The 25659-nt window shown below is 64.1% G+C and carries 20 protein-coding genes and 1 pseudogene; 12 read left to right on the top strand and 9 right to left on the bottom strand.

What is annotated here, in order from left to right; genetic code table 11:
• Positions 1-253: 253 nt before the first annotated feature.
• On the top strand, positions 254-466 hold the full coding sequence (locus HWY30_RS26670) for a hypothetical protein (RefSeq protein ID WP_090805832.1): 213 nt from the start codon (positions 254-256) through the stop codon (positions 464-466).
• Between the two features lie 77 nt (positions 467-543).
• On the opposite strand, the gene HWY30_RS26665 is transcribed toward HWY30_RS26670, so the two are convergent.
• Positions 544-1161, bottom strand: coding sequence for a TetR/AcrR family transcriptional regulator (locus HWY30_RS26665; protein ID WP_090805323.1), 618 nt, complete (start codon positions 1159-1161; stop codon positions 544-546).
• Positions 1162-1379: 218 nt separating this feature from the next.
• Here HWY30_RS26665 and HWY30_RS26660 point away from each other — a divergent pair, with 218 nt between their 5' ends.
• Genes HWY30_RS26660 through HWY30_RS26650 form a run of 3 tightly spaced genes read left to right on the top strand, consistent with a single transcriptional unit; the run spans position 1380 to position 7233 of the window.
• The gene (locus HWY30_RS26660; RefSeq protein ID WP_090805325.1) at positions 1380-2528 is read left to right on the top strand and encodes an efflux RND transporter periplasmic adaptor subunit; all 1149 of its coding nucleotides are present in this window, start codon (positions 1380-1382) and stop codon (positions 2526-2528) included.
• Positions 2525-5653: an efflux RND transporter permease subunit gene (locus HWY30_RS26655; RefSeq protein WP_090805326.1), complete on the top strand. Its 3129-nt coding sequence runs from the start codon at positions 2525-2527 to the stop codon at positions 5651-5653. The genes HWY30_RS26660 and HWY30_RS26655 overlap by 4 nt, the downstream gene beginning before the upstream one ends.
• 14 nt (positions 5654-5667) lie before the next feature.
• The gene (locus HWY30_RS26650) at positions 5668-7233 is read left to right on the top strand and encodes an efflux transporter outer membrane subunit (RefSeq protein WP_090805834.1); all 1566 of its coding nucleotides are present in this window, start codon (positions 5668-5670) and stop codon (positions 7231-7233) included.
• A 175-nt stretch (positions 7234-7408) separates the two neighbouring features.
• Here HWY30_RS26650 and HWY30_RS26645 read toward each other — a convergent pair whose 3' ends face one another.
• A complete protein-coding gene (locus HWY30_RS26645) occupies positions 7409-7738 on the bottom strand; it encodes a DUF2489 domain-containing protein (protein WP_090805328.1) in 330 nt (109 codons plus the stop codon).
• A 343-nt stretch (positions 7739-8081) separates the two neighbouring features.
• On the opposite strand from HWY30_RS26645, the gene HWY30_RS26640 reads away from it, so the two are divergent.
• Together HWY30_RS26640 and HWY30_RS26635 are read left to right on the top strand one after the other, a co-directional pair.
• A complete protein-coding gene (locus tag HWY30_RS26640) occupies positions 8082-8837 on the top strand; it encodes a hypothetical protein (RefSeq protein WP_090805330.1) in 756 nt (251 codons plus the stop codon).
• Positions 8838-8852: 15 nt separating this feature from the next.
• Positions 8853-9212, top strand: a complete 360-nt coding sequence (locus HWY30_RS26635) for a hypothetical protein (RefSeq protein WP_143037174.1) — start codon at positions 8853-8855, stop codon at positions 9210-9212.
• Between the two features lie 82 nt (positions 9213-9294).
• On the opposite strand, the gene HWY30_RS26630 is transcribed toward HWY30_RS26635, so the two are convergent.
• Positions 9295-11796, bottom strand: coding sequence for a penicillin-binding protein 1A (locus HWY30_RS26630; protein ID WP_090805333.1), 2502 nt, complete (start codon positions 11794-11796; stop codon positions 9295-9297).
• A 542-nt stretch (positions 11797-12338) separates the two neighbouring features.
• On the opposite strand from HWY30_RS26630, the gene HWY30_RS26625 reads away from it, so the two are divergent.
• From HWY30_RS26625 to HWY30_RS26615, 3 genes are all read left to right on the top strand, one after another.
• Positions 12339-13004 (top strand): hypothetical protein, encoded by a 666-nt coding sequence (locus tag HWY30_RS26625; protein WP_090805334.1) that lies wholly within the window; start codon positions 12339-12341, stop codon positions 13002-13004.
• A gap of 478 nt (positions 13005-13482) precedes the next feature.
• Positions 13483-14163, top strand: a complete 681-nt coding sequence (locus HWY30_RS26620) for a PspA/IM30 family protein (RefSeq protein WP_090805336.1) — start codon at positions 13483-13485, stop codon at positions 14161-14163.
• Positions 14164-14324: 161 nt separating this feature from the next.
• Positions 14325-15509 (top strand): tetratricopeptide repeat protein, encoded by a 1185-nt coding sequence (locus HWY30_RS26615; RefSeq protein ID WP_090805337.1) that lies wholly within the window; start codon positions 14325-14327, stop codon positions 15507-15509.
• Between the two features lie 93 nt (positions 15510-15602).
• Here the strand turns inward: HWY30_RS26615 and HWY30_RS26610 are convergent, their stop codons facing one another.
• Positions 15603-16271 (bottom strand): TetR family transcriptional regulator, encoded by a 669-nt coding sequence (locus tag HWY30_RS26610; protein ID WP_090805339.1) that lies wholly within the window; start codon positions 16269-16271, stop codon positions 15603-15605.
• 212 nt (positions 16272-16483) lie between these two features.
• Here HWY30_RS26610 and HWY30_RS26605 point away from each other — a divergent pair, with 212 nt between their 5' ends.
• Positions 16484-17974, top strand: a complete 1491-nt coding sequence (locus tag HWY30_RS26605; RefSeq protein WP_090805835.1) for a flavin-containing monooxygenase — start codon at positions 16484-16486, stop codon at positions 17972-17974.
• 245 nt (positions 17975-18219) lie between these two features.
• Here the strand turns inward: HWY30_RS26605 and HWY30_RS26600 are convergent, their stop codons facing one another.
• The 4 genes from HWY30_RS26600 to HWY30_RS26585 all read right to left on the bottom strand — a co-directional run bounded on the left by HWY30_RS26600 (position 18220) and on the right by HWY30_RS26585 (position 22321).
• A complete protein-coding gene (locus HWY30_RS26600; RefSeq protein ID WP_090805341.1) occupies positions 18220-19038 on the bottom strand; it encodes an ABC transporter permease subunit in 819 nt (272 codons plus the stop codon).
• A complete protein-coding gene (locus HWY30_RS26595; RefSeq protein WP_090805342.1) occupies positions 19035-19967 on the bottom strand; it encodes an ABC transporter permease subunit in 933 nt (310 codons plus the stop codon). The genes HWY30_RS26600 and HWY30_RS26595 overlap by 4 nt, the downstream gene beginning before the upstream one ends.
• Positions 19964-21130: an ABC transporter ATP-binding protein gene (locus HWY30_RS26590; protein ID WP_176078950.1), complete on the bottom strand. Its 1167-nt coding sequence runs from the start codon at positions 21128-21130 to the stop codon at positions 19964-19966. Before HWY30_RS26590 ends, HWY30_RS26595 begins: the two co-directional genes overlap by 4 nt.
• 90 nt (positions 21131-21220) lie before the next feature.
• Positions 21221-22321, bottom strand: coding sequence for a polyamine ABC transporter substrate-binding protein (locus HWY30_RS26585; protein ID WP_176078949.1), 1101 nt, complete (start codon positions 22319-22321; stop codon positions 21221-21223).
• A gap of 646 nt (positions 22322-22967) precedes the next feature.
• On the opposite strand from HWY30_RS26585, the pseudogene HWY30_RS26580 reads away from it, so the two are divergent.
• Together HWY30_RS26580 and HWY30_RS26575 are read left to right on the top strand one after the other, a co-directional pair.
• Positions 22968-23574, top strand: a pseudogene (locus tag HWY30_RS26580) (divalent metal cation transporter); the annotation flags it as partial.
• Between the two features lie 123 nt (positions 23575-23697).
• Positions 23698-23901: a DUF1289 domain-containing protein gene (locus tag HWY30_RS26575; RefSeq protein WP_090800501.1), complete on the top strand. Its 204-nt coding sequence runs from the start codon at positions 23698-23700 to the stop codon at positions 23899-23901.
• Positions 23902-24008: 107 nt separating this feature from the next.
• Here HWY30_RS26575 and HWY30_RS26570 read toward each other — a convergent pair whose 3' ends face one another.
• The gene (locus HWY30_RS26570) at positions 24009-25601 is read right to left on the bottom strand and encodes an ABC-F family ATPase (RefSeq protein WP_090800503.1); all 1593 of its coding nucleotides are present in this window, start codon (positions 25599-25601) and stop codon (positions 24009-24011) included.
• Between the last annotated feature and the right edge of the window lie 58 nt (positions 25602-25659).

The following is a 25659-nucleotide window of genomic DNA, read 5'->3' as shown; positions in this document are numbered from 1 at the left end:
GGTAAAGCCGGGCCGGCGCAACCGTTGCCGCCTGTGTCGACCCGCGCCGCATGGGCGCGCGCGGGTCCGCCCAACGCAACCGATTCTAGCGATAGGACATGTCCCAACCCTGACCCAGACATGACATTCCGGTCAGATTCGGCGCGGCGTGTCCATCGCGCCACTATTACGGCGTCTATCGTGGATTTTAGCTAGGTATAAACCCTAGTTTGCTGCTAAGATGGCGGCCAAAGAAAGTTACCGCTACACCGCCATGCCACATCGTTTTCGTCTGCTGGAAAAGATCGCGTTTTCGCTGGTTTGCTGGTCGGCCGCCGCGGGCTCGGCCTATATCGGTTACGAGCGCTGCCCCGATATCAAGGTTGCCCTGCACGCCGGGGAAAAATTCCTCGACGCCAGCGGCCAGTACGCGTTCGCGTGCGCGGCGCCCGCCGCCGAGGCCTGCGCGCGACTGCCGGTCGAATGATTTTTCCGCCTTGAACCGTATCTGATGCGCGATCCCTCCGGGTCGCGCATCCGCGCCTCCAGGCTCAACGCCTACCGTTACGCATCGCGCCCGAACACCACGCGCGAGAAAAACCCCGCCAGCACCGTTTCGGCCATCTCCGCCGGGACATTCTGCGGATCGACCGTGTAGAAGAACTGCACGCCGTCGCACAAACCCATCAGGCCGATCGCGAGTTGCTCGGGCGGCATCGACATCGGCGTGCCCACGCGCTCCGAGAACTCGCGCACATAGGCGCTCAACTGTTCGATCTTTTCGTGCATGAACGCGTTGAAGCGCAGCCGGAAACGGCCGTCGCGCACCGCCAGTAGCTTCGCCTCGACCCACAGCAGAAAACACTTGTTCTCGCGATGCAGCGAGCTGTAGTAGCGCAGCACGCGCGCCTCCATCTCCTCGCGCGACGCCGCGCTTTCGAAGATCGCATGCAGGCCCGCCTGCATCGCTTCGTGATCGCGCCGCAATAGCTCCAGAAACAGCTCGGTCTTGCTGCGGAAGTTCGAATAGAACGCGCCGCGCGTATAGCCGGCCGCCGCCGCGATGTCCTCGACACTCGCCGCGACGAAGCCCTTCTTCATGAAAATTGCCTGCGCGGCATCGAGCAGCCGCTCCCGCGTCTGGTCCTTGCTCTGCTCTCTTGTCAGTCTTTGACGTTTCATGGCCGCAAGCCTAGCACCCAAAAGAATTCAAATCCATCTATGCATTCAGATACATGAGTGTATTAGAATGCGCTTCGTCATTCAAAGCCATTCCTGTATGCCATTAGCATGACGCGGCATGCGGGTCTTCGCTGGCGGGCCGCGCGGCTTGCCGTGTTCGTTCGCTGTCTCCAGTTGGGGTAATTGTGAAGCGTCCCGGTTCTCCTGCATCGTCAGCGATGCGCCAGCAGTCTCCCCCATCCTCTCACCGCGGTTTCTCCAGGCAGACCTGCGCGCTGGCGCTGGCGGGCGTGCTAGTGCTCGCGGCCTGCTCGAAGAAGGAAGCCGCGGCGCCCGCGCCGCGCCCGGTGGTCGCGCTCGCCGTGCATGCGGACGGCCACGCGCTGCAGGCGGCGTCGCTGCCCGGCGAAGTGCAGGCGCGCTATTCGACGCCGCTGTCGTTCCGCGTCGCCGGCAAGATCATCGAGCGGCGGGTACGGCTCGGCGACACGGTGAAAAGCGGCGAAGTCGTCGCGCTGCTCGACCCGGCCGATGCGCAGAAAAACGCCGCGAGCACGCAGGCGCAGCTCGACGCCGCGCAGCACAACCTCGTCTATGCGCAGCAGCAGCTCGAACGCGACAGGGCGCAGGCCAAAGAAAACCTGATCGCGCCCGCGCAGCTCGAACAGACCACCAACGCCTACGCGTCCGCGCTCGCGCAGCGCGATCAGGCGCAGCAGCAGGCGGCACTCGCGAAGAACCAGCTGCAGTACACGACGCTCGTCGCCGGTCATGCGGGCGTCATCACGGCTGAACAGGCGGACACGGGCCAGAACGTGTCGGCGGGTCAGGCCGTCTACAACCTCGCGTGGAGCGGCGACGTCGACGTGCTGTGCGACGTGCCCGAAAGCGCGCTCGCCGCATTCGCGGTCGGCCGGAACGCGAGCGTCACGCTCGCCGCGCTGCCGGGCCGCAAGCTCGGCGCACGCGTGCGCGAGCTGTCGCCGGCCGCCGATCCGCAGAGCCGCACCTGGCGCGCGCGTCTGACCCTGCTCGATGCCGGCGCCGACGTGCGCCTCGGCATGACCGCCGACGTCACGCCGGCCGTGCCGCTCGCCGCGGCGGCCGCGCAGCACGGCGTGTTCACGCTGCCGGTCACCGCGCTGTTTCACGAGGGGCGCGAACCGGCCGTGTGGGTCGTGCGCGCCGCGGACAACACGCTCGAGCTGCGTCGCGTGACCGTCACGCGCTACTACGAGCGCACGTTCGTCGTCAGCGATGGCCTGAAAGATGGCGAAAGCGTCGTGCTGCAAGGCGTGCACACCGTGAGCGCCGGCCAGAAAGTCCGCGCGATCGCGCCGCTGCATCCCGAGGACTTCGCTTCATGAGCACGTCGCACGAAGAAGGACGCTTCAATCTGTCCGCGTGGGCACTGCGTCATCAGGCGCTGGTCGTATTCCTGATCGCGCTCGCCACCGCGTTCGGCATCCTCGCCTACACGCGGCTCGCGCAGTCGGAAGACCCGCCCTTCACGTTCCGCGTGATGGTGATCCGCACGTTCTGGCCGGGTGCCACCGCGCGCCAGGTGCAGGAGCAGCTGACCGATCGCATCGGCCGCAAGCTGCAGGAAACGCCGTACATCGATTTCGTGCGCAGCTACTCGCGTCCCGGCGAATCGCTGATCTTCTTCACGATGAAGGACTCGGCGCCGGTGAGCCAGGTGCCCGAGACGTGGTACCAGGTGCGCAAGAAAGTCGGCGATATCGCGTCGAGCTTGCCGCCGGGCATCCAGGGCCCGTTCTTCAACGACGAATTCGGCGACGTCTACACCAACATCTACACGCTCGAAGGCGACGGCTTTTCCGCCGCGCAACTGCACGATTACGCGGACCAGCTACGCTCGGTGCTGGTGCGCGTGCCGGGCGTCGGCAAGGTCGACTATTTCGGCGATCCCGATCAGCACATCTACATCGAGATCGCGAACACGCAGTTGACGCGTCTCGGCATCTCGCCGCAACAGCTTGGGCAGGCGATCAACGCGCAGAACACGATCGCTCCCGCGGGTACGCTGACCACCACGGACGACCGCGTGTTCGTGCGCCCGAGCGGCCAGTTCAACGACGTGGCCGCGCTCGCCGACACGCTGATCCGCATCAACAATCGCACGTTGCGTCTCGGCGACATCGCGACGATCAAGCGCGGCTACGACGACCCCGTCGTCACGCAGATGCGCTTCGGCGGCAAACCCGTGCTCGGTATCGGCGTGACGATGCAGCCGGGCGGCGACGTGATCCGCCTCGGCCGCGCGCTCGATCAGCAGATGACCCAACTGCGCGCCGCGCTGCCCGCCGGATTGAATCTCGTCGAAGTATCGAGCATGCCGCACGCGGTCGCGCGCTCGGTCGACGACTTCCTCGAAGCGGTCGCCGAAGCGGTCGCGATCGTGCTGGTCGTGAGCCTCGTGTCGCTCGGCGTGCGCACCGGCATGGTGGTCGTGATCTCGATTCCGGTGGTGCTCGCGGTCACCGCGTTGTGCATGTACCTGTTCGATATCGGCCTGCACAAGGTATCGCTCGGCACACTCGTGCTCGCGCTCGGCCTGCTCGTCGACGATGCGATCATCGCGGTCGAAATGATGTCGGTGAAGCTCGAGCAAGGCTGGAACCGCACGCGCGCCGCGGCCTTCGCGTACTCCAGCACCGCGTTTCCGATGCTGACCGGCACGCTCGTCACCGTATCCGGCTTCCTGCCGATCGCGCTCGCGAAGTCGAGCACCGGCGAGTACACGCGCTCGATCTTCGAGGTGTCGGCGATCGCGCTGATCGCGTCGTGGCTCGCGGCGGTCGTGCTGATTCCGCTGCTCGGCTATCACATGCTGCCCGAGCGCAAGCGCCATGCGCACGAGCCTGACGATCACGAACATGACATCTACGACACGCGCTTCTACACGCGCTTGCGCGGCTGGATCGGCTGGTGCATCGAGCGGCGCTTCGTCGTGCTCGCGATCACCGTGCTGCTGTTCGTGCTCGCGATGGCCGGCTTCTCGCTCGTGCCGCAGCAGTTCTTCCCGAGCTCGGACCGGCCGGAGTTGCTGGTCGATGTGCGGCTGCCCGAAGGCGCGTCGTTCGATGCAACGCTGCGCCAGGCGCAGCGCCTCGAACAGGTTCTCAAAGGCCGGCCTGAAATCGATCACTCAGTCAGCTTCGTCGGCACCGGCGCGCCGCGCTTCTATCTGCCGCTCGATCAGCAATTGCAGCAGCCGAACTTCGCACAGTTCGTGATCACCGCGAAGTCGGTCAAGGATCGCGAGAAGCTCGCGCAGTGGCTCGAACCGGAGTTGCTCAACAACTTCCCGGCGATCCGCACGCGCCTGTCGCGCCTCGAGAACGGGCCGCCGGTCGGCTATCCGGTGCAGTTCCGCGTGAGCGGCGACGACATCGCGACCGTGCGCTCGATCGCCGAACGCGTCGCCGCGTCGATGCGCGCCAATCGCGGCACGCGCAACGTGCAGTTCGACTGGGACGAACCCGCCGAGCGCTCGGTGCGCTTCGAGATTGACCAGAAGCGCGCGCGCGAACTCGGCGTGACGTCCGAAGACATCGCCAGCTTCCTCGCGATGACGATGTCCGGCTACACGGTCACGCAGTATCGGGAGCGCGACAAGCTGATCAGCGTCGATCTGCGCGCGCCGCGCGCCGAACGCGTCGACCCGTCGCGGCTGACCGCGCTCGCGATGCCGACGCCCAACGGCCCGGTGCCGCTCGGCACGCTCGGACATCTGCGCAACGACCTCGAATACGGCGTGATCTGGGAACGCGACCGTCAGCCGACCATCACCGTGCAGTCGGACGTGGCGGCCGGCGCGCAAGGCATCGACGTCACGCACGCGGTGGACCGCGCGCTCGCGCCGATCCGCGCGACGCTGCCGGTCGGCTACCGGATCGAGATCGGTGGCTCCGTCGAGGAAAGCGCCAAGGGTCAAACCTCGATCAACGCGCAGATTCCGATCATGGTGATCGCGGTGCTCACGCTGCTGATGATCCAGCTGCAAAGCTTCGCGCGCGTGCTGATGGTCGTGCTGACCGCGCCGCTCGGCCTGATCGGCGTCGTGCTCACCTTGCTGCTGTTCGGCCAGCCGTTCGGTTTCGTCGCGATGCTCGGCGTGATCGCGATGTTCGGCATCATCATGCGCAACTCGGTGATTCTCGTCGATCAGATCGAGCAGGACATTGCGTCGGGGCACAAGCGCTTCGATGCGATCGTCGGCGCGACCGTGCGGCGGTTCCGGCCGATCACGCTGACCGCCGCGGCCGCCGTGCTCGCGCTGATCCCGCTGCTGCGCTCGAACTTCTTCGGGCCGATGGCCACCGCGCTGATGGGCGGCATCACGAGCGCGACGATCCTCACGCTGTTCTATCTGCCCGCGTTGTACGCCGCGTCGTTCCGCGTACGCGCCGACGAGCGCGAGCCGCAGACGCCGTCCGGTGCCGGCGCCACGCACACGGGTAACTGAGCATGAGCACGAGCATGACTATTCCCGCCCTATCCCGCCACCGCCGCGCGCGCTTCGACGCGCTGGCCCGTACCACGCTTGCCACCAGCATCGCCGGCATCACCTGCATGCTCGGCGCTTGCTCGTTCGGACCGAACGGCGATGCGCCCGCGATGCCGCAGCCCGCGCACTACGGTGCCGAGCCGCTACCGACGCAAACCGTGACTGCGCAGGGCGTCTCGCAGCAGTTCGTGACCGGCGCGCAGCCGGTGCCCGAATGGTGGAAGCTGTACCGCTCGGATGCGCTGAACGCGCTCGTCGACGAAGGCCTGCGCAATAGTCCGACGCTCGACGCGACCGACCGCAGTCTCGCGGCCGCGCGCGAGCAATTGCGCGCGCAGGTCGGCAGCTCGCTGCTGCCGACCATCGACGCCGGCGGCCAGGCCACCCGCAATCGCGCGCTCGCGATCCCCGAGATCGGACCGAACACGTTTCTGTACAACGTGTTCGTCGGCCAGTTGCAGGCGCACTACACGTTCGATCTGTTCGGCGCCGCGCGGCTCGCGAACGCGGCGCTCGCCGCGCGCGTGAACGTGCAGGTCTACCAGCTCGAGGCGGCGCGGCGCGCGCTCGCCGCGAACATCGTGACCGCGACGATCACGAGCGCCGCGCTGCATGCTCAGGTCGATACGACCGAGCGGCTCGTGGTCCTCGCCAACGATCAGGCGCGCGATACCGAGCGGCGCTTCGCGCTCGGTGCGGTATCGCATGCCGATCTGCTGAACGCGCAGCAGAGCGCGGCGAGCGTGTCGGCGAGTCTGCCGGCGCTGAAGCAACAGTGGCTCACTACGCGTCACGCGCTCGCGGTGCTGCTTGGCCGCACACCCGATGCCGCGCCCGACGACATCGATCTCGCGCAGTTGCATGTGCCGAAGCAGGTGCCGGTGGTGGTGCCGTCGGAGCTGCTGCGCACGCGGCCTGACATCGAGGCCGCCGACGCCGCGCTGAAGGCCGCTGCGACCGATGTGGGCGTCGCCACCGCGCAGATGTTCCCGAGTCTGTCGCTGTCGGCATCGATGGGACAAGGCGGGTTTAGCTGGCCGGTCGCGATGTCCGGTGCGGGGGCCATCTGGAGCATCGGCGCGTCGCTGTCGCAACCGCTGTTTCACGGCGGCGCGCTGCTCGCGCAGCGCCGCGCGGCGCAGCACACGTATGAAGCGAGCGTGTCGCAGTACAAACAGACTGTGCTGGCCGCGTTTCAGAACGTCGCCGACACGCTCGCCTCACTCGAGCACGACGCGCAGTCGCTCGACGCCGCGAACGTTGCCGCGCGTTCGGCACAGGGTGTGTTCAACGAGACCTCGGCGCGCTATCGGCTCGGCGCGCTGCCCGTCGCCGCGACGCGTTCGAGCGAGCAGCAATGGCGCAACGCGCAGCTCGATGAGATCCGCTATATGAGCGCGCGGCTGACGGATACGGCCGCGCTGTTTCAGGCGATGGGGAATCCGCCGGTTGATCAGGCAGGCGCATCATCGGCTGCGGCGACTTCGGCTTCTGCGCCTGCATCGGTTGGGACGACGAACACGGTGACATCCAACTAAGTCTCGGATTCCGTACGGAACGCGGCGCACTTATCCCCAGTTCGTGTTGATGAACCTGTTGAAAACTGTCTGAACAACGGGCTAACGCATTGAACCTAATACGATTTGTTTGTACGGTGCGAAACGAATCAGAAGCAAGCCACAGTACACGTGCTCTGCAGCGCCTCAACGGTGTTTATCGATCACTGAATCGTGCTATCAGATCGATGCATGCTTGAGGCGCGAAAGAGCTTGCCCACTCTTGCGAGCTTTTGAACTCGGGCTCAAGACGAGCAAGCGCCTCAGATAGCCACTGCGACCGTTGCGCTTCGAGAGGCAAATGATCGGTCTCTGATCGAATGACGACGAAGACATCAAAGTCCGGATCGCGATCGGCAATCCCGTCTAACTGATTCTTAAGAGCGAGTAGCTGCGCCGCCCCTTCAAGAACGAATAGATTGCCGTCCAACATTGCCTGTGCCACTGCCACTAAACGGCGACGCTCAAAGGTTTCACTTTCGTTCATTTCAAACCGTTGTCTATTTCAAAGATCGATCGGACGCCCATCGTGAGTCTGTGGTGAATAGAACTGTATCAGAATCGCGAAAAAGGGCTCTCGATTGGAGATATCATCAATATCCGAGGTCATGACGATGATTTGCGTTGGATCTGCATCCCGTTATTTAACACTTGCTCATACTTTTTTCGTGCGTTTCCTTTCCGTCCAGTTTTGGGCTACCCGCGCACTGCTTTGAGTCACGGTTGCCGCGCACAGTGCGCTTAGGTCACGGTAGCTATCGCCGCAATTTTAGGATGATTCGCCATATAGACTATGCAAGATTTTCGATTTTCTCAATGCGAGTTAGATAATGGCAGATCAAAGTAGAACACGATACAGCTATACCGCTAAAGTTTCAGATGTAGTTAACATTCAGTTTCCCGTCGCCGCGAATATGGCTTGGGACGGATATGCAAGACACATCTATGACAAGACGAATTCCGTAATTCAGCAACAGGCCAAGCGACTCCTTCAGCGTGGGAATATCACTCACGAGGAAGCCAGACAATTGGTCGAAGTGCAACGCAACGGTTTGGTGATTGAAATGCGCAGGCGTCTAAGTCCATTCGGGCGCTTTTACTCTGAGGCGCTCAAACCATCCAAAAATTTGCCAACCCTGGACACCCTGCTTCGAAAAAAAGGCAATATAGAAGCGGTTCTGCTGAGCGTCGGCAAAACGCGGTCTGTCGTTAACCGTATCGCATTTGTAGGCCGGATGGCTGGGTCCGCCGGCATCGTGATTGAGATTGTTGCCGTCGGCGTAGTCATCGAGAAAGCGCCGCAGAAGGACAAAGCGCGAGTAGCGACTGAGGAATTTGCAGGAGCCATCGGTGGATTGGCAGCGGGCACGGGAGGCATGTGGGCAGGTGCGGCGGCTGGCGCGGCATGGGCTGGCACATGGGCCGCGCCATCGTTGATGATTCCGGTCGTAGGAGAGTTGGCGGAAGGCGGGGCAATTGTGCTGGGGGGTATTGCCGGTGGAATGATGGCGAGCTGGCTCGGCCACCATGTCGGCAAGGAGGCCGCAGAGAATATCTGGCGCCTCGCCCCAATCAAATGGAAATAGAGCTACGACATGATAATGAGCCGGATCAACTCCTGGCTGCTAGGACGCCTGCCGTCACGCAGATTCTCCTTCGCTCTATCCCTGAGCGATAAGGGTCTCGTCGTGACAAATCAGCAAGGCGAGCAACAGATTGCCTGGGAAGATATTTGCGAAATCGTCGCTACGCGGTCAGAACAATGGATTGGAAATTCGATCGTATTGCTCGTCCGGCTAGACGATGGCCGTACCATGACCGTGCCGGAAGGCGATTCAGCCTGGCATGATCTGACCATGAAGTTATCAGAGCATCTTGCCGGCGCGAAACGCTACGAGGAGTGGGCACTTCAGTCCGCTTTTTCCGACGATGTGCCTCGCGTCGAGGTGTTTCGCCGCTGACATGACGGTATGCGGCGAGAGTGGGCCAGTGCCCGTATCGCTTAAGAATCCGTGGCCCACCGCGCACCCGCCATCCGAGACATCAAGGCTTGTTCGACTCGAACAGATCCATAATCTGCTTCTTCTCGGTCGTCGACACGCTCGGCGGCGGCACCACCGGCGGCGTCATGCCCGCCGGGCCGACCCCGCCCACCGCATCGGTCGCGCCGGCCATCGGATTGCCCGAATCGAGACCGATGCTCGCGACGAAGCCTTGCCCCGGCAACTTGTCGGTAAAGAACAGCTCGCCGTTCATCACCGTCACACCGTCGGGTTGCTGCGGCTCGGCCTGGGGCACACCGCGCAGCGCGCGCTGCATGTACTCGACCCAGATCGGCAGCGCGAGCTGCGCGCCGAATTCGCGGCTGCCGAGACTCTTCGGCTGGTCGTAGCCCATCCACGCGACCGCCACCAGCGACTGCTGATAGCCGGCGAACCAGCCGTCCTTCGCGTCGTTGGTCGTACCGGTCTTGCCCTGCAGGTCCGAGCGCTTCAACACGTTGGTGCCCGCGCCCGTACCCGCGGTCGCGACCGAGTGCAACAGGCTGTTCATGATGTATGCGTTACGCGGCTCGAGCGTGCGCGGCGCGTCGTGCCCAGCGACGAGCGGCTGCGCGCGCGAGATCGCCACGCCACGCGCGTCAGTCACTTCGTTGATCAGATACGGATTGATCCGGTAGCCGCCGTTCGCGAACACCGAGTACGCGCCCGCCGACTGCAGCGGCGTGACGAGGCCCGCGCCCAGCGCCATCGGCAGGTACGGCGGGGTCTTGTCGGCGTCGAAGCCAAAGCGCTGCGTAACGAAGTCCTGCGCGTATTTGGTGCCGATGAACGACAGGATGCGGATCGACACGAGGTTCTTCGACTTCTGCAGCGCGAGGCGCATCGACATCGGACCATCAGGCTGGTCGTCGTCCTTCGGCTCCCACGCGTCGCCGCCCGGCGTGCTCGGCGGGAAGTACAGCGGCGCGTCGTTGATGATCGTCGCCGGTGCGAGCCCCTTGTCGAGCGCCGCCGAATAGATGAACGGCTTGAAGCTCGAACCCGGCTGCCGCCATGCTTGCGTTACATGGTTGAACTTGTTCTTGTTGAAGTCGAAACCGCCGATCAGCGCGCGGATCGCGCCGTCCTGCGGCGTCAGCGACACGAGCGCGCCCTCGACCTGCGGCAGCTGCGTGATCTGCCAGTTGCCCTTGTCGTCGGCGACGAGGCGCACGATCGAACCCGGCTTGATGCGCAGCGTCGCGTTCGCGCGCGGGCTCAGCGCCGCGGCGACGAAGCGCAGGCCGTCGCCCGACACCGTCACCTGGGTGCCGTCGACCAGTTGCGCGGCCACCTGCTTCGGGCTCGCGTCCGTCACCACGCCGGCGATGATCTCGCCGTTGTCCGGGTGATCGGTCAGCGCGTCGTCGATCGTCTGGTCGCGGTCGTCGCCCGCCTCGGGCAACTGCACGAAGCCTTCCGGTCCGCGATAGCCGTGGCGCCGCTCGTAGTCCATCACGCCCTTGCGCACCGCGCGATACGCGGCGTCCTGATCGGCGGAATCGATCGTGGTGGTCACGTTCAGGCCGCGCGTATAGGTTTCGTCCTTGTACTGCGCGTACATCATCTGCCGCACCATTTCGGCGACGTACTCGGCGTGCACGCTGTACTCGTTGCCCGGATTCTTCGTGTGAATCTCTTCCTTCACGGCCTGGTCGTACTGCTGCTGCGTGATGTAGTTCAGCTCGAGCATGCGTCGCAGGATGTACTCCTGACGGATCTTCGCGCGCTTCGGATTGACGACCGGGTTATACGCGGACGGCGCCTTCGGCAGGCCCGCGAGCATCGCGGCCTGGGCCAGCGTGAGGTCCTTCAGGTCCTTGCCGAAGTACACGCGCGCGGCCGCGGCGAAGCCGTACGCGCGCTCGCCCAGATAGATCTGGTTCATGTACAGCTCGAGGATCTGGTCTTTCGTCAGCGCGCGCTCGATCTTGTACGCGAGCAGCATCTCGTAGATCTTGCGCGTGTACGTCTTCTCGCTGGAGAGGAAGAAGTTGCGCGCGACCTGCATCGTGATCGTGCTCGCGCCCTGCGACGCGCCGCCATGCGCAAGGTCGGCGAAACCGGCGCGCAGGATGCCGACGAAGTCGACGCCGCCGTGTTCGTAAAAGCGGTAGTCCTCGATCGCGAGCACCGCTTTTTTCATCTGGTCGGGGATGTCCTGGAAGCGCACGAGGCTGCGCCGCTCCTCGCCGAATTCGCCGATCAGCACGTGATCGGCGGTGTAGACGCGCAGCGGCACTTTCGGGCGATAGTCGGTCAGCGCGTCGAGCGACGGCAATTGCGGCCCCATCACGACGAGCGCATAGCCGACGATCAGCGCCCCGACCACGACGACGGTCGCGATCAGGCCGAAGAACCACAGCACGAGCGACGCGCCGATCGAACGACGGCCGCGCTCGGGCTCGCGCGAGGCGGCATTGCGTCCAGGGGTGCGTTGGTGGGAGTCCCGGTCTTCACCGGCCGGAGAGTTCGAGGAATGCGGTCGTTTGATGATTGGCATGACTGGAATAATGGGCCCGCAACTGCGCGCCTGTCTGCACGCGCTCGCGGCGCGCGCATGGGTCGTGTTCGACATCCTGGCCGGGACGTACGCCGCCCTGCGGACCTTGCCCCCGGCCGGCCGCACGGCACGCCTCGGACCATGTCCGGCGCAACGTAACAGCGCATTTTAAAGAAATCGGCAGCGGTCCAAGGCAGTTTTTTTGTAAGAATTCCCTTTGCCGCCGCCTTTTCCTAGTAAGGGTCTGTAATTTCGCGCAGCGCGCGACGCGCAGCTTATGCGGGGTTATCAACATTTTCTGTTGAAAGGGCTGTGGACAAACCGGCCGCAAACACTACAACTCGTTGATGTCACGGGATTTTCGCACCGCGCTTGTTCCGTGGCGGCGCAACTCGTCATATGATGAACCCCGCGCGCGTCCCTCGATGCGCGCGACGGGGACCCCAACGGCGGGATCCAACGGCAGTTCCGATGACGGGTTCCGACACCGTATCCGAAGGCACGCGCCGATCCGCCCATGCTAACAAGACTGCGAGTCGATCATGTCCAAGCCCAGTGAGCGCATCGTCGTATTCGTCACGGCCGCGCAGAAACGTGCGATCACCGCGACTGCCGAGGATCTGGGCATCAGCGTGAGTGAACTGATGCGGCGCGCGGTGCTGAGTTTCGGCGCGACCAGCGAACAGGTCAAGGCCGCGAGCATCGTCGACCGGCTGCGCGCGCCGCGCGCGCCCGATCCGCTGAACGCGGCGCTGCAGCGCGTCGCGCGCGGTACGCGCTATGCGCGCGCAGCGCTGCCGGTAGCGCTGCAAGCGGATGAGAAAGACGCGGCGGCTCCGGCGGCTGCCGGCGCGGCCGATGCCGTGGCTTCGCCCTCGAGGCAGCAAGCCGGTCGCCCCGCTCCCGTGACCGACGCTGTGGATGCCCCCGCCCCGCTGCTTCCCGCGGGCGTCGCCGCCGCGCTCGCCGCCGAGCAGGACGAACAGGCCGCGGCCACCGCCGAAGCCGTCGCGCGTCTGACGGCAGCACGAGCCGCCGAAAACGCGGAAAACGCCGAAGCGGACGCAATCGACAACGCCGCGTCGAAACGGCTGCCCGGCACGTCGGCGCGTCTGCGCAACTCACTCAAGCGCCGCCCCAACGACCAGGACTCCGACGACGACGAACCGCACAGCGACCCGAGCGCCGAAGGCGGCCGTTTCGCGTGACGCAAAGCGTGACGGAAAATTACTGCGCACCGAGCCGCAATCACTGCATCCGAGCGAGCAGGCGAGCGTACGCAACGAGTCCCCGTTGCATATCGTTACATCAGTGACACCTGCGTGAAACGCCGCTCGGTAACGCCCGCCCACACCCGCAAACAGCGACTTTTCGCGCATCGTTCGAGCCTTCGGGAAGCCGCATCGATTAAGCCATCTTTAAGACAGCCGGTGGTGTAATATCCGCCGTCAAGTCCATGATCCGCCGTCAAGTCCATGCCCATCGCGGCTTTCCATCATCGAGGCAATCCTCAACCGGCATTGCGCCTCAACCAAAACGGACCGCGCTATTGCAATCGGCAAGTGCGCCCCGAACTCCGGTCCGAACGTTGCGCAGCATGGCGCACGGCGGCGTAAAGTAGCAGTAGTTCAAGGCAGTCAGGCGCGCACGCATCGTCGGCGCCGCTCACATTCTCTGGAGGTTTTCATGTCGCTTTTTGACAGCATTTCGCGCACGCTCAAAGGTCTTTTGAACGATGCGGCCGATTCGGTGCAGGATCCGTCGCGCGACTCGCGCCAGATCGTGCGCGAACTCGACGACAGCATCGGCAAGGCCGAAAACTCGCTGATCGAGATTCAGGCGCAGGTCGCCACCCAGCAAAGCAAGCGCGATGTTGCCGCGGACAAGGCGAAGAAGTATGAAGACGGTGCTCGCCGCGCGCTGCAGTCCGGCGACGAAGCGCTCGCGCGTGAAGCGCTCAGTGCGCAGGCCACGGCCGAAGCCGAACGCGATGCGCTGACCAAAGAACTGACTTCGCTGGAGCCGTCGGTCGCGCAACTGAAGAGCCAGATCGAGGACATGCGCACGCGCCGCAACGACCTGAACGCGCGCTCGAACATCCTGCAAGCCAAGCAGCAGATCGCGCAGGCGAAAGATACCGCGGCCACCGCACTCGGCGGCATCGGCGGCAAGAACCTGTCCGAGGATTTCCAGAAGCTCGAAGATAAAGTCGCGCTGTCGAACGCGCGTTCCGACGCACGTCTGAACTCCGCCGACGAAAAAAGCGGCAAGGCGCTCGACGACAAGCTCGCGGATCTGAACCGCGGCCCGTCCGTCGACGATCGGCTCGAAGCGCTGAAGAAGCAGCTCAATACGCCGGCGCAGTAAATGCTGGATGCGTGTACTTCCTCGCAGCAAGTACACGCAGCAATGACAGCAGTAGCAGTACATGCCGGCGCGCTCGCTTCTGAACGCACCGGCATACCGGCCGCCACAGGCAGCCACCGCAATCGACTGATGGAGACGGGCGCGCCCCGCCCGGTCCGCAAATGAAAAAACTTTTCGCAACCGCCTTCGCTTCGCTGCTGCTCGTGTCGGCCGCGGCGTTCGCGGTGCCGACCGCCCAGCAAATCGAATCGGCGATGTCGCAGGGCAACTGGCAGCAGGCCGACGCCGGCCTCACCGAAGTGTTGCAAGCGCATCCGAACAACGCACACGCGCACTATCTGTACGCCCAGGTGCTCGATCGCGAAGGCCGTTCCGCCGAGGCGCTCGCGCAGCTCCAACAGGCAAAGACGCTCGATCCGCAGGTCCGCTTCACCGACCCGAGCCGCTTCGCGCAAACCGAAGCGCGCCTGCGCCGCGACGCGGAACGCGCGGGCGGCAACGTCACCCGTCACGCCGCGAATCCGTTCGCGCAGCAGAATGCGCCTGCTGTGCAGCAACAGTCGGCGATGATGTCGCAAGCGCAACAACGGCATGGTCCGGGGGTGGGTATGTGGATCGGTATCATTGTTCTGATCGCGGTGATCGCGCTCGTGCTGCGCTGGACCTTGCGCCGCGCGCGCAGCCAGGAAGACACGCGCGCCGACGAGGACCGCCGCGCGCAATTGAAGCGCGCCACCGACATGCTCAACACGGTGCGTTCGATCAAGCTCGACGTGAAGCTATCCACCGCGCCGGGTCACGAGTTGCTCGAGAAAGACGTCGAAGCGACCGAAGAACAGTTGCGCGGCGCCGTCGAAACGCTGTCGAACGGCAAGAATCCGCTGCCGCCCTATGCACTCGACGAGTTCGAGCAGCGCATCGCGAGCCTGCGCGCGCGCGCCGACGGCCGGCCCGATCCGACCGCCGCGTCCGTGGGCAGCGCTCAGCAATCGACGTACGCGCAGGAAGCCGAGCGCTTCGGCAACCCGCAACCGCCTTATCCGCAACAGGGGCCCTATCAGCAGCAGCCGCAGGTCATCGTGCAGCAAGGCGGTGGCATGGGTGGCGGCATGGGCGGCCTGCTGACCGGCGTGCTGCTTGGCGAGGCGCTCAGTCATGGGCGTGACCGCGTAGTCGAGCGCGACGTGGTCGTCGACCCCGACGAACTGCGCCGGCGCGGCAACGACGGCGGAAACGGCGGCGGCCTCGACTTCGGTCAGGGTTCGAACGACTGGAACGATGACGGCAGCGGCGGCGGCATCGACATGGGCAGCAACGACGATTCCGGCGGTTGGACCGATACCTGATCGAACCCGATCGATCCGCGTCGAATGAAAAGACAGGCTCCTTCGCGGAGCCTGTTTTTTGCCCGCCGGTTTTGTGTGCCGCCTTCGTTCAGGTCAGGCCCGCGCCGACGCCGCCTGGCTAGCCTCGTGCTGCGCGAGCACGACCGCCCCCGCAAACAGCCGCACGATGAAACGTTCCGCGTAATCGATCAATGCGTCGCGGCGCGCGGCGTTCGCATCGATGTATTCAGCGGATAGATGAAACAGTTGCAGCACGATCTGCGTGCAGACTTCGTCGACGGTCTCGCGCGCGAGTCGCGGCATCAATTCGAGCTGCACGACCTCGTCCGCCATCTCCGCCGACACCTCGTGCAGGTTCGCCCGCACCGCTTCGCGCAAAGCCGGCGACGTGCCGTGGTATTCGGCCAGCGCGCTCAGGAACGCCTCGCGGTTCGCGAGCGCGAACGCGAAAAACGCGACGCACGCGCGCCGCGGCACGCTGTGCGGTTCGTCGTGCGCGGCGAGCCAGCGCTCGCGCCGCAGCATCGGCCGAAGCCGTCGGCTCACCGAGGCGACGGCTTCGCGCGCAAGCTCGTCGAGCGCGCTGAAATGGCGGTAGAACGTGTTCGGATTGAGCCCCGCCTCGCGTGCGAGCTCGCGCAAGCCGAGGCTCGCGAAACTGCGGCCGCCGGCGGTCAACCGCAGCGCGGCTTCGATCAGCTTGCGCTTGCCGGGCGGCAACTCCGGGCCGGCGACGGACGCTGCTTCGGGGACGGTCGTCATCGTGCGTTCAATCGTCGCGCGGTATGCGCGTTTAATAGCTGCACTCTAAACGATCTTGACGCGATGTGTACAGTTGTCTACCCTGCGCGTTAAGCCGTGTGTAGACAGCTGTAGACGCGCGATTTCGCCCCTGCCCGTCGCGCCGCGCGAGTCCAGCGCGCCATAGCCGCTATCGTTTCACCCGCCGCTTTCGCCCCGTGCCGGAGACCGCCGTGACGCCTGCCCCTTCCGCTTCATCCACCGCGCTGCGCATTGCGATCGTCGGCAGTGGCTTTGCCGGCATCGGCATGGCCATCCGTCTGCAGCAAATGGGCATCACGTCGTTTACGGTCTATGAGGCCGCGAGCGGCATCGGCGGCACGTGGCGTGACAATACCTACCCCGGCGCGGCCTGCGATGTCCCCTCGCATCTCTATTCGTTCTCGTTCGAGGCGAATCCGGCGTGGTCGCGCTCGTTCAGCAGCCAGGCCGAAATTCTCGCGTATCTGCGGCACTGCGCGCGCAAGTACGGCGTCGATCGCTACGTGCGTTGCAATGCGAAAGTGAGCGCCGCGCGCTTCGACGAAGCGCGGCAGATCTGGCTCGTCGAGCTCGACACGAACGGCGCGCGCGAAATCGTCGAGGCCGACGTGCTGATCGCCGCGAACGGTCCGCTGTCGCGTCCCGCGCTGCCGCGCATCGCCGGCATCGAACGTTTCGAGGGCAAGCTGTTCCATTCGGCGCGCTGGGATCACGCCTATCCGCTCGACGGCAAACGCGTCGCGGTAATCGGCACCGGCGCGAGCGCGATCCAGTTCGTGCCGAAAATCCAGCCGCATGTCGCGCATCTGGCTCTGTTCCAGCGCACCGCGCCGTGGGTGATGCCGAAGCGCGACAAGCCGATCGGCCTGCGCGCGCAATGGCTGTTCCGTACGCTGCCGTTCACGCAGCGCTTCGTTCGCAGCGCGATCTATTGGCAGCTCGAGTCGCGTGGGATCGCGTTCGTCGTCAATCCGAAGCTGATGAAGATGCCGATGAAGTTCGGTCTCAGCTATCTGCAGCGACGCGTCAAGGACCCGGCGCTGCGCGCGAAGCTCACGCCGAACTACCGGCTCGGCTGCAAGCGCGTGCTGCTGTCGAGCGACTATTACCCGGCCGTTTGTCAGCCGAACGTCGACGTCGTGACGAGCGGTATCCGCGAGATCGTCGCGGACGGCATCGTGACCGATGACGGCGTGCACCACCACGCGGACGCGATCATCTGCGGCACCGGCTTCCAGGTCAACGACGTGCCCGCGCCGTTCGAAGTGACCGGCCTCGACGGCACCGACCTCAGCACGCTATGGCTGCGCGATGGCCCCGAGGCCTATCTCGGCACGAGCATCGCGAACTTCCCGAACTTCTTCATGATCGTCGGCCCGAACACGGGGCTCGGCCATAACTCGATGATCTACATGATCGAGTCGCAACTGCGATATATCGGCGATTGCCTGCGCGTGCTGCGCAAACAGAATGCGCGCACGATGACCTTGCGCGCCGACGTGCAGCGCGATTTCAACGCGCGTTTGCAACAGGAGATGCGGCACGCGGTGTGGACGAGCGGCTGCCACAGCTGGTATCAAACGCAGAGCGGCAAAGTCACCGCGATCTGGCCCGGCTTCACGTTCAGCTTTCGCAAGCGTACGCGCCGCGTGCGGCCGCAGGATTACCGCTTCGCGCGTTGAGTCCGCACAATGGCAATCCGGCGCCGCGGGCATGGGCCGGCGCATTCGTTACCCGCCACCGCTCAGCAACTGCAACAGCTCCCACAGAAACTTCACGATGATCACGATCAGTTCCCACAGCCGATAGAGCGGCTGCCAGTCCAGCACACGCAGAAGGGACTCGATCATCGCTATCGTCAGAAGAAGTGAGGGCCGCGATTTCCAGTTCGATCACGCGTCGCGCGATGCCCGCGCGTCGCGCAAGCTCAAACCGCCATCACGGCCCGCCTGCGCTCCGCGCGCTGCATGAAGAAGTTCGCCGCGACGACGCCGACCGTGACGACCGCGATGAACAGCGTCGCGAGCGCATTCATCTCCGGGTTCAGACCAAGTCGCACGCGCGAGAACACGACGAGCGGCAAGGTCGTCGAGCCGGGACCCGACAGGAAGGCGGACAGCACGAGGTCGTCGATCGACAGCGTGAACGACAGCAGCCAGCCCGACACCAGCGCCTGTGAAATCAGCGGCAGCGTGACGAAGAAGAACACGCGCAGCGGCGTCGCGCCGAGGTCGAGCGCGGCTTCCTCGAGCGACGGATGCAGTTCGCGCACGCGCGATTGCACGATGATCGCGACGTACGAAATACACAGCATCACGTGACCGATCCAGATCGTGAAGATGCCGCGTTCGGCCGGCCAGCCGATCCAGCGCGCCATTTCGATGAACAGCAGCAACAGCGAGATGCCCTGAATCACTTCGGGGATCACCAGCGGCGCGTTGATCATGCCGGTGTACAGCGTGAAGCCGCGAAAGCGCCCCATGCGCGCGAGCACGAAGCCGGCCCACGTGCCGATGATCACCGACGCGAATGCCGTGAGCAGGCCGATACGCAGCGACAGCCACGCCGACGTGATCAGCTCGCCGTCCTGCAACAGCGCCGCGTACCAGCGCGTCGAGAAGCGCGTCCACACCGTCACCAGTTGCGATTCGTTGAACGAATACACGACGAGGCTGACGATCGGGATATACAGAAACAGAAAGCCGATGCCCAGAGCGATCAGCTGCAGCATGCGATTCGGCTTCATTGGCGGCCCTCCTCCAATGCCTTCGCCTGGGCATGCTGGAACAGCGCCATCGGCACCAGCAGCAGCAACACCATCGCGCATGTGACGGCGGACGCCATCGGCCAGTCGGCGTTGTCGAAGAACTCATTCCACATCACGCGGCCGATCATCAGCGTGTTCGCGCCGCCGAGCAGCTCGGGAATCACGTACTCGCCGACCGCCGGAATGAACACCAGCAGACAGCCGGCGATGATGCCGTTCTTCGACAGCGGCAGCGTGATCTGCCAGAACGCCTTCCACGGCTTCGCGCCGAGGTCGTAGGCGGCTTCCAGCAAGGTCAGGTCCATTTTCACGAGATGCGCGTACAGCGGCATCACGAGAAACGGCAGGTACGAATAGACCATGCCGATATAGACCGCCGTGTTCGTGTGATACAGCTCGATCGGCGAATGGATCAGGCCGACCGACATCAGGAAGTTATTCAGCAGCCCGTTGTTCTTCAGAATGCCGATCCATGCGTACACGCGGATCAGGAACGAGGTCCAGAATGGCAGCATCACGGCCATCATCAGCAGATTGCGGGTGGCCGGATTGGAGCGCGCGATGTAGTACGCCATCGGATAGCCGATCAGCAGACACAGCACGGTCGAAATCGCCGCGACCACGACCGAATTCACATAGGTCGCGAAGTACAGGCTGTCGGTCAACAGAAACGCGTAGTGCGACAGGTCCAGCGTGATGTGCAGCGCGCCTTCCGCGAAGGTGACGAGCTGCGTGTACGGCGGAATGCCGAGCTGCGAATCGGCGAAGCTGATCTTCACGACCAGCAGGAACGGCACGAGGAAGAACAGCAGCAGCCAGATGAACGGCCCCGCCACCACCGCGGTGCGTCCCCTGAACTTCAGACGCCGCACGGACCACGCGAAAAACGACGAAAGCGCCTCTTTCATGACGTCAGCACCACGCCGGCCGATGCGCTCCAGCGCACGTAGACTTCGTCGCCCCAGGATGGCGGATCGATTTCGGTGAGCGCCAGGCTCGTCACGTTCGCGATCACGGTCTTGCCGCCGTCGAGCTTCACGTGATACAGCGAATAGCCGCCCATGTACGCGATATTCGTGACGACGCCCCTGCCCCAGTTGTAGGCGCCCTCCGGCGGCTTACGCGTGAGGGCGATGCGTTCGGGGCGCACCGAGATCGTCACCGGCATGCCTAGCGGACCGGTGATGCCGTGATTGACGTGCAAATGGCAGGTCAGATCCGGCGTTTCGATGAACACGTGATCGGGCTCGTCCTCGACCGTGCGGCCTTCGAACAGATTGGTCGAGCCGATGAATTCCGCCGAGAAACGGCTGTTCGGGTACTCGTAGACTTCGTGCGGCGTGCCGAGCTGCACGATCTGGCCTTCGCTCATCACGGCGAGGCGGTTGGCCATCGTCATCGCTTCCTCCTGATCGTGCGTGACCATCATGCAGGTGACGCCGACCTGGTCGAGAATGTTGACGAGCTCGATCTGCGTGCGCTGGCGGATCTGCTTGTCGAGCGCCGACATCGGCTCGTCGAGCAGCAGCAGCTTCGGCCGCTTGACGAGCGAGCGCGCGAGCGCAACGCGCTGCTGCTGCCCGCCCGACAGCTGATGCGGCTTGCGCTTCGCGAAGCGGCCCATCTGCACGAGTTCCAGCGCGTTGTGCAGGCGGTCTTTCAGCTCGGCCTTCGGCACGCCTTCCTGCTTCAGACCGAACGCCACGTTCGCCTCGACCGTCATGTGCGGAAAGAGCGCGTACGACTGGAACATCATGTTGACCGGCCGGCGATACGGCGGCAGTTGCGCGAGATCTTCGCCATCGATCAGGATCTTGCCCGACGTCACGGTTTCGAGCCCGGCCATCATGCGCAGCAACGTCGACTTGCCGCAGCCCGAGCTGCCGAGCAGCGCGAACAGCTCGCCCTTCTTCACCGTCAGATTGACCCCTTTGACCGCGACGGTCTCGCCGAACTTCTTCACGACATCGACGATCTGGATGAACTGCTCCGCTGCGTCGCCCGTCACGGCGTTCGAGCCCGTCGACGGCACGGCCGTCGCGGCCAGCGCGCCCGGCTGGTCAATACTCATCATAATGCTGCTTCACTCCGGCGTTTGACGAACAAAGCCCCCGGTGAACACCGAGGGCTTCATAGGCTGCTTATCTGTTTGTTGTCGCGCCTAGCGGCCGGACTTGAACTCGGTCCACAGCCGCGTTTGCAGCCGCTGGATTTCCTGCGGCAGCGGTTTCAACAGGAACAGCGTCTTGATGGTTTCCGGCGACGGGTACACGGCCGGATCGTTCGCGACGTCCTTGTCCACGTACTTGCGCGCTGCCATATTGACGCTCGGGTAGTACACGGCGTTGGTGATCGCGGCGTTCACCTGCGGCGTCTCGATGTAGTTGATCCACTCGAGCGCGGCTTCCTTGTGCTTCGCATCCTTCGGAATCGCCATCACGTCGAACCACACCGGCGCGCCGCCCTTCGGCACGAAGTACTCGATCTTGTACGGCTTCTTCGCCTCGATCGCGCGATGCTTGGCGATCACGACGTCGCCCGACCAGCCGTACGCGAAGCAGATGTCTCCGCCGACGAGGTCGTTGATGTAGCCCGACGAGTTGAACTGGGTGATGTACGGGCGGATCTTTTTCAGCATCGCGAGCGCGGCGCGGTAGTCGGCCGGGTTCGTGCTCATCGGGTCTTTGCCTATGTAGTGCAGCGCGGCTGCGAACATCTGGTCCGGCGCGTCGAGCACCGACACGCCGCAGGCCTTGAGCTTCGAGATGTATTCCGGCTTGAACAGGATGTCCCAGCTATCGAGCGGCGCGTCCTTGCCGAGGATCTGCTGGACCTTCGTCACGTTGTAGCCGAGGCCGGTCGTGCCGTACGCCCAGGGCACCACGTACTTGTTGCCCGGATCGGCGCCGGCGACGAGCGCCATCAGCGACGGGTCGAGGTACTTCAGGTTCGGCAGCTTCGATTTGTCGAGCGGCTCGAAGATGCCCGCGGCGATCTGCTTGCCCGCGTAGTTGCTGGTCGGCACGACGATGTCGTAGCCCGAATTGCCGGCGAGCAGCTTCGCCTGCAGCGTGTCGTCGCTGTCGTAGTTGTCGTACTTGACCTGGATGCCGGTCTGTTTGGTGAAGTTCGGTATCGTGTCCTTCGCGATGTAGTCGGACCAGTTATACACGTTGAGCTGCGTATCCTTCGCAGCGGCCGTCAACCACGGCGCCGCGCACAAGATCAGCGCCGCCATATGCCCCACTATCCGCTTGTTCATCCCGTTCTCCGATCCTCTCGTCACTCAAGCCGCGCCGTCGCCCGCACGGTCCCCTGAAAACCCCGAAAACTACCACCAATTATTGCCCACACAAAAAAAAACCCGGAGCTGTCGCGCAAACGGTACAGGCTCTGGCCGCACCCTTGCAAAATGGGCGAAATTTTAACGGGTTATCGGCCCGTGTCTACCGAAAAATACGCGGACGTCGGCCGCGCTTTATCCGCGCTGGGCACAGGCTGCGAGGGTTTCATCGCGTCGCTGTTATCTGGTTGTCAGCTCGGCGTTGGCTCGCACCTGGGCGGTGCGCCGCTCTGGCGCGCGCGAGTGCCGGACGGTGCTTGCCGGTGCAGAGCCGCGTCGGCGTCCGGCGCGCCTTTCATGCGCCGCGGCGCCGCCACGACGGCTCGAATGCTCCTATCATGATCTTTTGATGCGTATTGCGCGACGTCGTCGCGCGATGGCCGGCCCGCCGCTGCGCGCGTGCGATGGGCATGTGACGTGCAACAGGATGCGTTTCCCACAAGCTCTGGCACGATCAACACCAATCCTTTCGCGATGCGTCCCGACCGGCGCCGGCGCCTGCCGGGCGAGCCGATGCGTCCCGCGCACTGGTTCTCGTTCCTCGGCGCCGGCGCGCTGATCGCGGGCGCGACCTGGCAGCGACGCGCAGATCAAGATCGCGCTGCACGTCGTCAATCTCGATACTTTCGGCTCGCTTGCGTTCGCGTTCGTGATCAACGCGGCGCTGCTGATCGTCGCGGCGGCCGTGTTCTATGCCAGCGGTCATCGCGACGTGACCGATCTGGCCGATGCGCATCGGCTGATCGCGCCGCTCGTCGGCAGCCGCTGGGCCGGCATCCTGTTCGCGACGGCGCTGCTCGCGTGTGGACTCAGCGCGACCGTCACCGGGACGCTGGCCGGTCAGACGGTGATGGAGGGCTTCCTGCGGCGGCTGCGGTTACCGCGCTGGAAACGCGCGCTGCTCACGCGTGCGCTCGCGATCGGGCCGGCCCTGCTCGCGGTAGGCGTGTTCGGTCAGCATGGCTCGAATCAGTTGCTGGTCGCGAGCCAGGTCGTGCTGAGCTTGCAATTGCCGCTCGCGGTCGTGCCGCTGATCCGCTGCGCGTCCGCTGCGGCGCTGATGCGCGGCTGGCGCGTGCACGGCGTGCCGCTCGTGCTGTCATGGCTGTCGGCGGCGTTTCATCATTGCGCTCAATGGCGCGCTGATGTGGCAACTGGCGACTTCGGCGTGATCGCAGACGCAAAGGTCAGCGCAATTGACATGAAGTTCGCACGACGCTGAGCGGCGCATGCAAGGCGCGCGGCGCGCATCGGTTAACATAGCGGGACTTCGCCTCCCCGCCTCAAGGTTTCCGATGACTTCGAATCTCCACGATCTTCCCGACAGCCCGTGCATCGGCGTCTGCTCCACGCTCTTCGACGAGGTCTGTAAAGGCTGCGGCCGCACCGCCACCGAAGTGTCGAACTGGGTGTTTCTGAGCGACGAGGAAAAGCGCGCGATCTGGACTCGGATCGAACGGGAAGGCACGGCGATGCGGTTTCAGAACGACAAGGTGTGAGGGTGTTCGTTGCGCGCATCGCACGTTGACGCGACCATAAAAAAAGCCCGCTTCGACGAAGCGGGCTTTTTGCTGTGACGCGATTCGATCAGCGTGAACCGAAGCGCTTATTGCACGCCCTGACTCGTCAGGAAGTCCTCATAGTTGCCACCGAAGTCGTTCAGCGTGCCATTGGTCTTCACTTCGATGATCCGGTTCGCGAGGCCGCTCACGAACTCGCGGTCGTGGGAGACGAAAATCAGCGTGCCGTCGAACTTGTCGAGCGCGATCTGCAGCGACTCGATCGACTCCATATCCATGTGGTTGGTCGGCTCGTCCATCAGCAGCACGTTGTGGCGGCCCAGCATCAGCTTGCCCCAGATCATGCGGCCCTTCTCGCCGCCCGACAGCACCTTGACCGACTTGCGGATGTCGTCCGCATTGAACAGCAGCCGGCCGAGCGTGCCGCGCACCATCTGCTCGTCGTCGCCTTCCTTGCGGTACTGGTCGATCCAGTCCATCAGCGTGACGTCGCCCGGAAACTCTTCGTACGTGTCTTGCGGCATGTAGCCGACGTTGGCGTTTTCCGCCCACTTCACCGTGCCGTGGTCGAGTTGCAGATTGCCGAGCAGCGAGCGCAGCAGCGTGGTCTTGCCCGCGCCGTTCTCGCCGATGATCGCGATGCGCTCGCCCGGCTGCACGCTGATGCTGAAGTTATTGAAGATCGAGCGCTCGTATTTCTTGGAGATGCTGTCGGCGACCACCGCGATGTTGTGCAGCTTCTTCTCGAACTCGAAGCGGATGAACGGGTTCTGCCGCGACGACGGCTTGAATTCCTCGATCTTGATCTTGTCGATCATCTTCAGACGGCTGGTGGCCTGGCGCGCCTTCGACTTGTTCGCCGAGAAGCGGCGCACGAAGTCCTGCAGATCGGCCACGCGCTCCTTCGCCTTCGCGTTGGCGGCCTGCTGACGCTCGCGCGCCTGCGTGCTGGCTAGCATGTAGTCGTCGTAGTTGCCCGGATAGACCTTCAGCGTGCCGTAGTCCATGTCGGCCATGTGCGTGCAGACCTGGTTCAGGAAGTGCCGGTCGTGCGAGATGATGATCATCGTCGAGTTGTACTGGTTGAGAACATCTTCCAGCCAACGGATCGAGTTGATGTCGAGGTTGTTGGTCGGCTCATCCAGCAGCAGCACGTCCGGCTTCGAGAACAGCGCCTGCGCGAGCAGCACGCGCAGCTTCCAGCCGGGCGCCACGTTGCTCATCGGGCCGTTGTGGTCTTCGATCGCGATGCCGATGCCGAGCAGCAGCTCGCCCGCGCGCGCTTCGGCCGTGTAGCCGTCGTACTCGGCGAACTTCGCTTCGAGCTCGGCCGCGTGCATGTAGTCGTCGTCGGTCGCGTCGGGGTTTGCGTAGATCGCGTCGCGCTCGGTCATCGCGGCCCACATTTCTGCGTGGCCCATCATCACGACGTCGAGCACGCGCACGTCTTCGTACGCGAACTGGTCCTGGCGCAGCTTGCCCAGACGCACGTTCGGCTCGAGCATCACGTTGCCCGAGCTGGGCTCGAGATCCGAGCCGAGAATCTTCATGAAGGTGGATTTACCGCAGCCGTTCGCACCGATCAGGCCATAGCGATTCCCTCCCCCAAATTTGACCGAAATGTTCTCGAAGAGGGGCTTCGGCCCGAATTGCATGGTGATATTGGCAGTAGACAGCACAGCGCGTCCCTTTGAATGTGATATCGGCGAAAAACCTAATATTTTAGCAGGTTTGGAG

The organism is Paraburkholderia tuberum STM678 (assembly GCF_902833905.1).
Taxonomy (GTDB): Bacteria; Pseudomonadota; Gammaproteobacteria; order Burkholderiales; family Burkholderiaceae; genus Paraburkholderia; species Paraburkholderia tuberum.
Note: the sequence above shows the minus strand (reverse complement) of the source record. Positions and strands in the feature narration are given on the sequence as shown.

Excerpts from the sequence above, each read along its gene's own strand:
- HWY30_RS26595 (WP_090805342.1), bottom strand. The coding sequence starts at position 19,967 with ATGAAAGAGGCGCTTTCGTCGTTTTTCGCGTGGTCCGTGCGGCGTCTG.
- HWY30_RS26585 (WP_176078949.1), bottom strand. The coding sequence starts at position 22,321 with ATGAACAAGCGGATAGTGGGGCATATGGCGGCGCTGATCTTGTGCGCG.
- HWY30_RS26590 (WP_176078950.1), bottom strand. The coding sequence starts at position 21,130 with ATGAGTATTGACCAGCCGGGCGCGCTGGCCGCGACGGCCGTGCCGTCG.
- HWY30_RS26655 (WP_090805326.1), top strand. The coding sequence starts at position 2,525 with ATGAGCACGTCGCACGAAGAAGGACGCTTCAATCTGTCCGCGTGGGCA.
- HWY30_RS26620 (WP_090805336.1), top strand. The coding sequence starts at position 13,483 with ATGTCGCTTTTTGACAGCATTTCGCGCACGCTCAAAGGTCTTTTGAAC.
- HWY30_RS26665 (WP_090805323.1), bottom strand. The coding sequence starts at position 1,161 with ATGAAACGTCAAAGACTGACAAGAGAGCAGAGCAAGGACCAGACGCGG.
- HWY30_RS26600 (WP_090805341.1), bottom strand. The coding sequence starts at position 19,038 with ATGAAGCCGAATCGCATGCTGCAGCTGATCGCTCTGGGCATCGGCTTT.
- HWY30_RS26575 (WP_090800501.1), top strand. The coding sequence starts at position 23,698 with ATGACTTCGAATCTCCACGATCTTCCCGACAGCCCGTGCATCGGCGTC.
- HWY30_RS26635 (WP_143037174.1), top strand. The coding sequence starts at position 8,853 with ATGAGCCGGATCAACTCCTGGCTGCTAGGACGCCTGCCGTCACGCAGA.
- HWY30_RS26650 (WP_090805834.1), top strand. The coding sequence starts at position 5,668 with ATGACTATTCCCGCCCTATCCCGCCACCGCCGCGCGCGCTTCGACGCG.
- HWY30_RS26660 (WP_090805325.1), top strand. The coding sequence starts at position 1,380 with ATGCGCCAGCAGTCTCCCCCATCCTCTCACCGCGGTTTCTCCAGGCAG.
- HWY30_RS26625 (WP_090805334.1), top strand. The coding sequence starts at position 12,339 with ATGTCCAAGCCCAGTGAGCGCATCGTCGTATTCGTCACGGCCGCGCAG.
- HWY30_RS26645 (WP_090805328.1), bottom strand. The coding sequence starts at position 7,738 with ATGAACGAAAGTGAAACCTTTGAGCGTCGCCGTTTAGTGGCAGTGGCA.
- HWY30_RS26610 (WP_090805339.1), bottom strand. The coding sequence starts at position 16,271 with ATGACGACCGTCCCCGAAGCAGCGTCCGTCGCCGGCCCGGAGTTGCCG.
- HWY30_RS26615 (WP_090805337.1), top strand. The coding sequence starts at position 14,325 with ATGAAAAAACTTTTCGCAACCGCCTTCGCTTCGCTGCTGCTCGTGTCG.
- HWY30_RS26630 (WP_090805333.1), bottom strand. The coding sequence starts at position 11,796 with ATGCCAATCATCAAACGACCGCATTCCTCGAACTCTCCGGCCGGTGAA.
- HWY30_RS26640 (WP_090805330.1), top strand. The coding sequence starts at position 8,082 with ATGGCAGATCAAAGTAGAACACGATACAGCTATACCGCTAAAGTTTCA.
- HWY30_RS26670 (WP_090805832.1), top strand. The coding sequence starts at position 254 with ATGCCACATCGTTTTCGTCTGCTGGAAAAGATCGCGTTTTCGCTGGTT.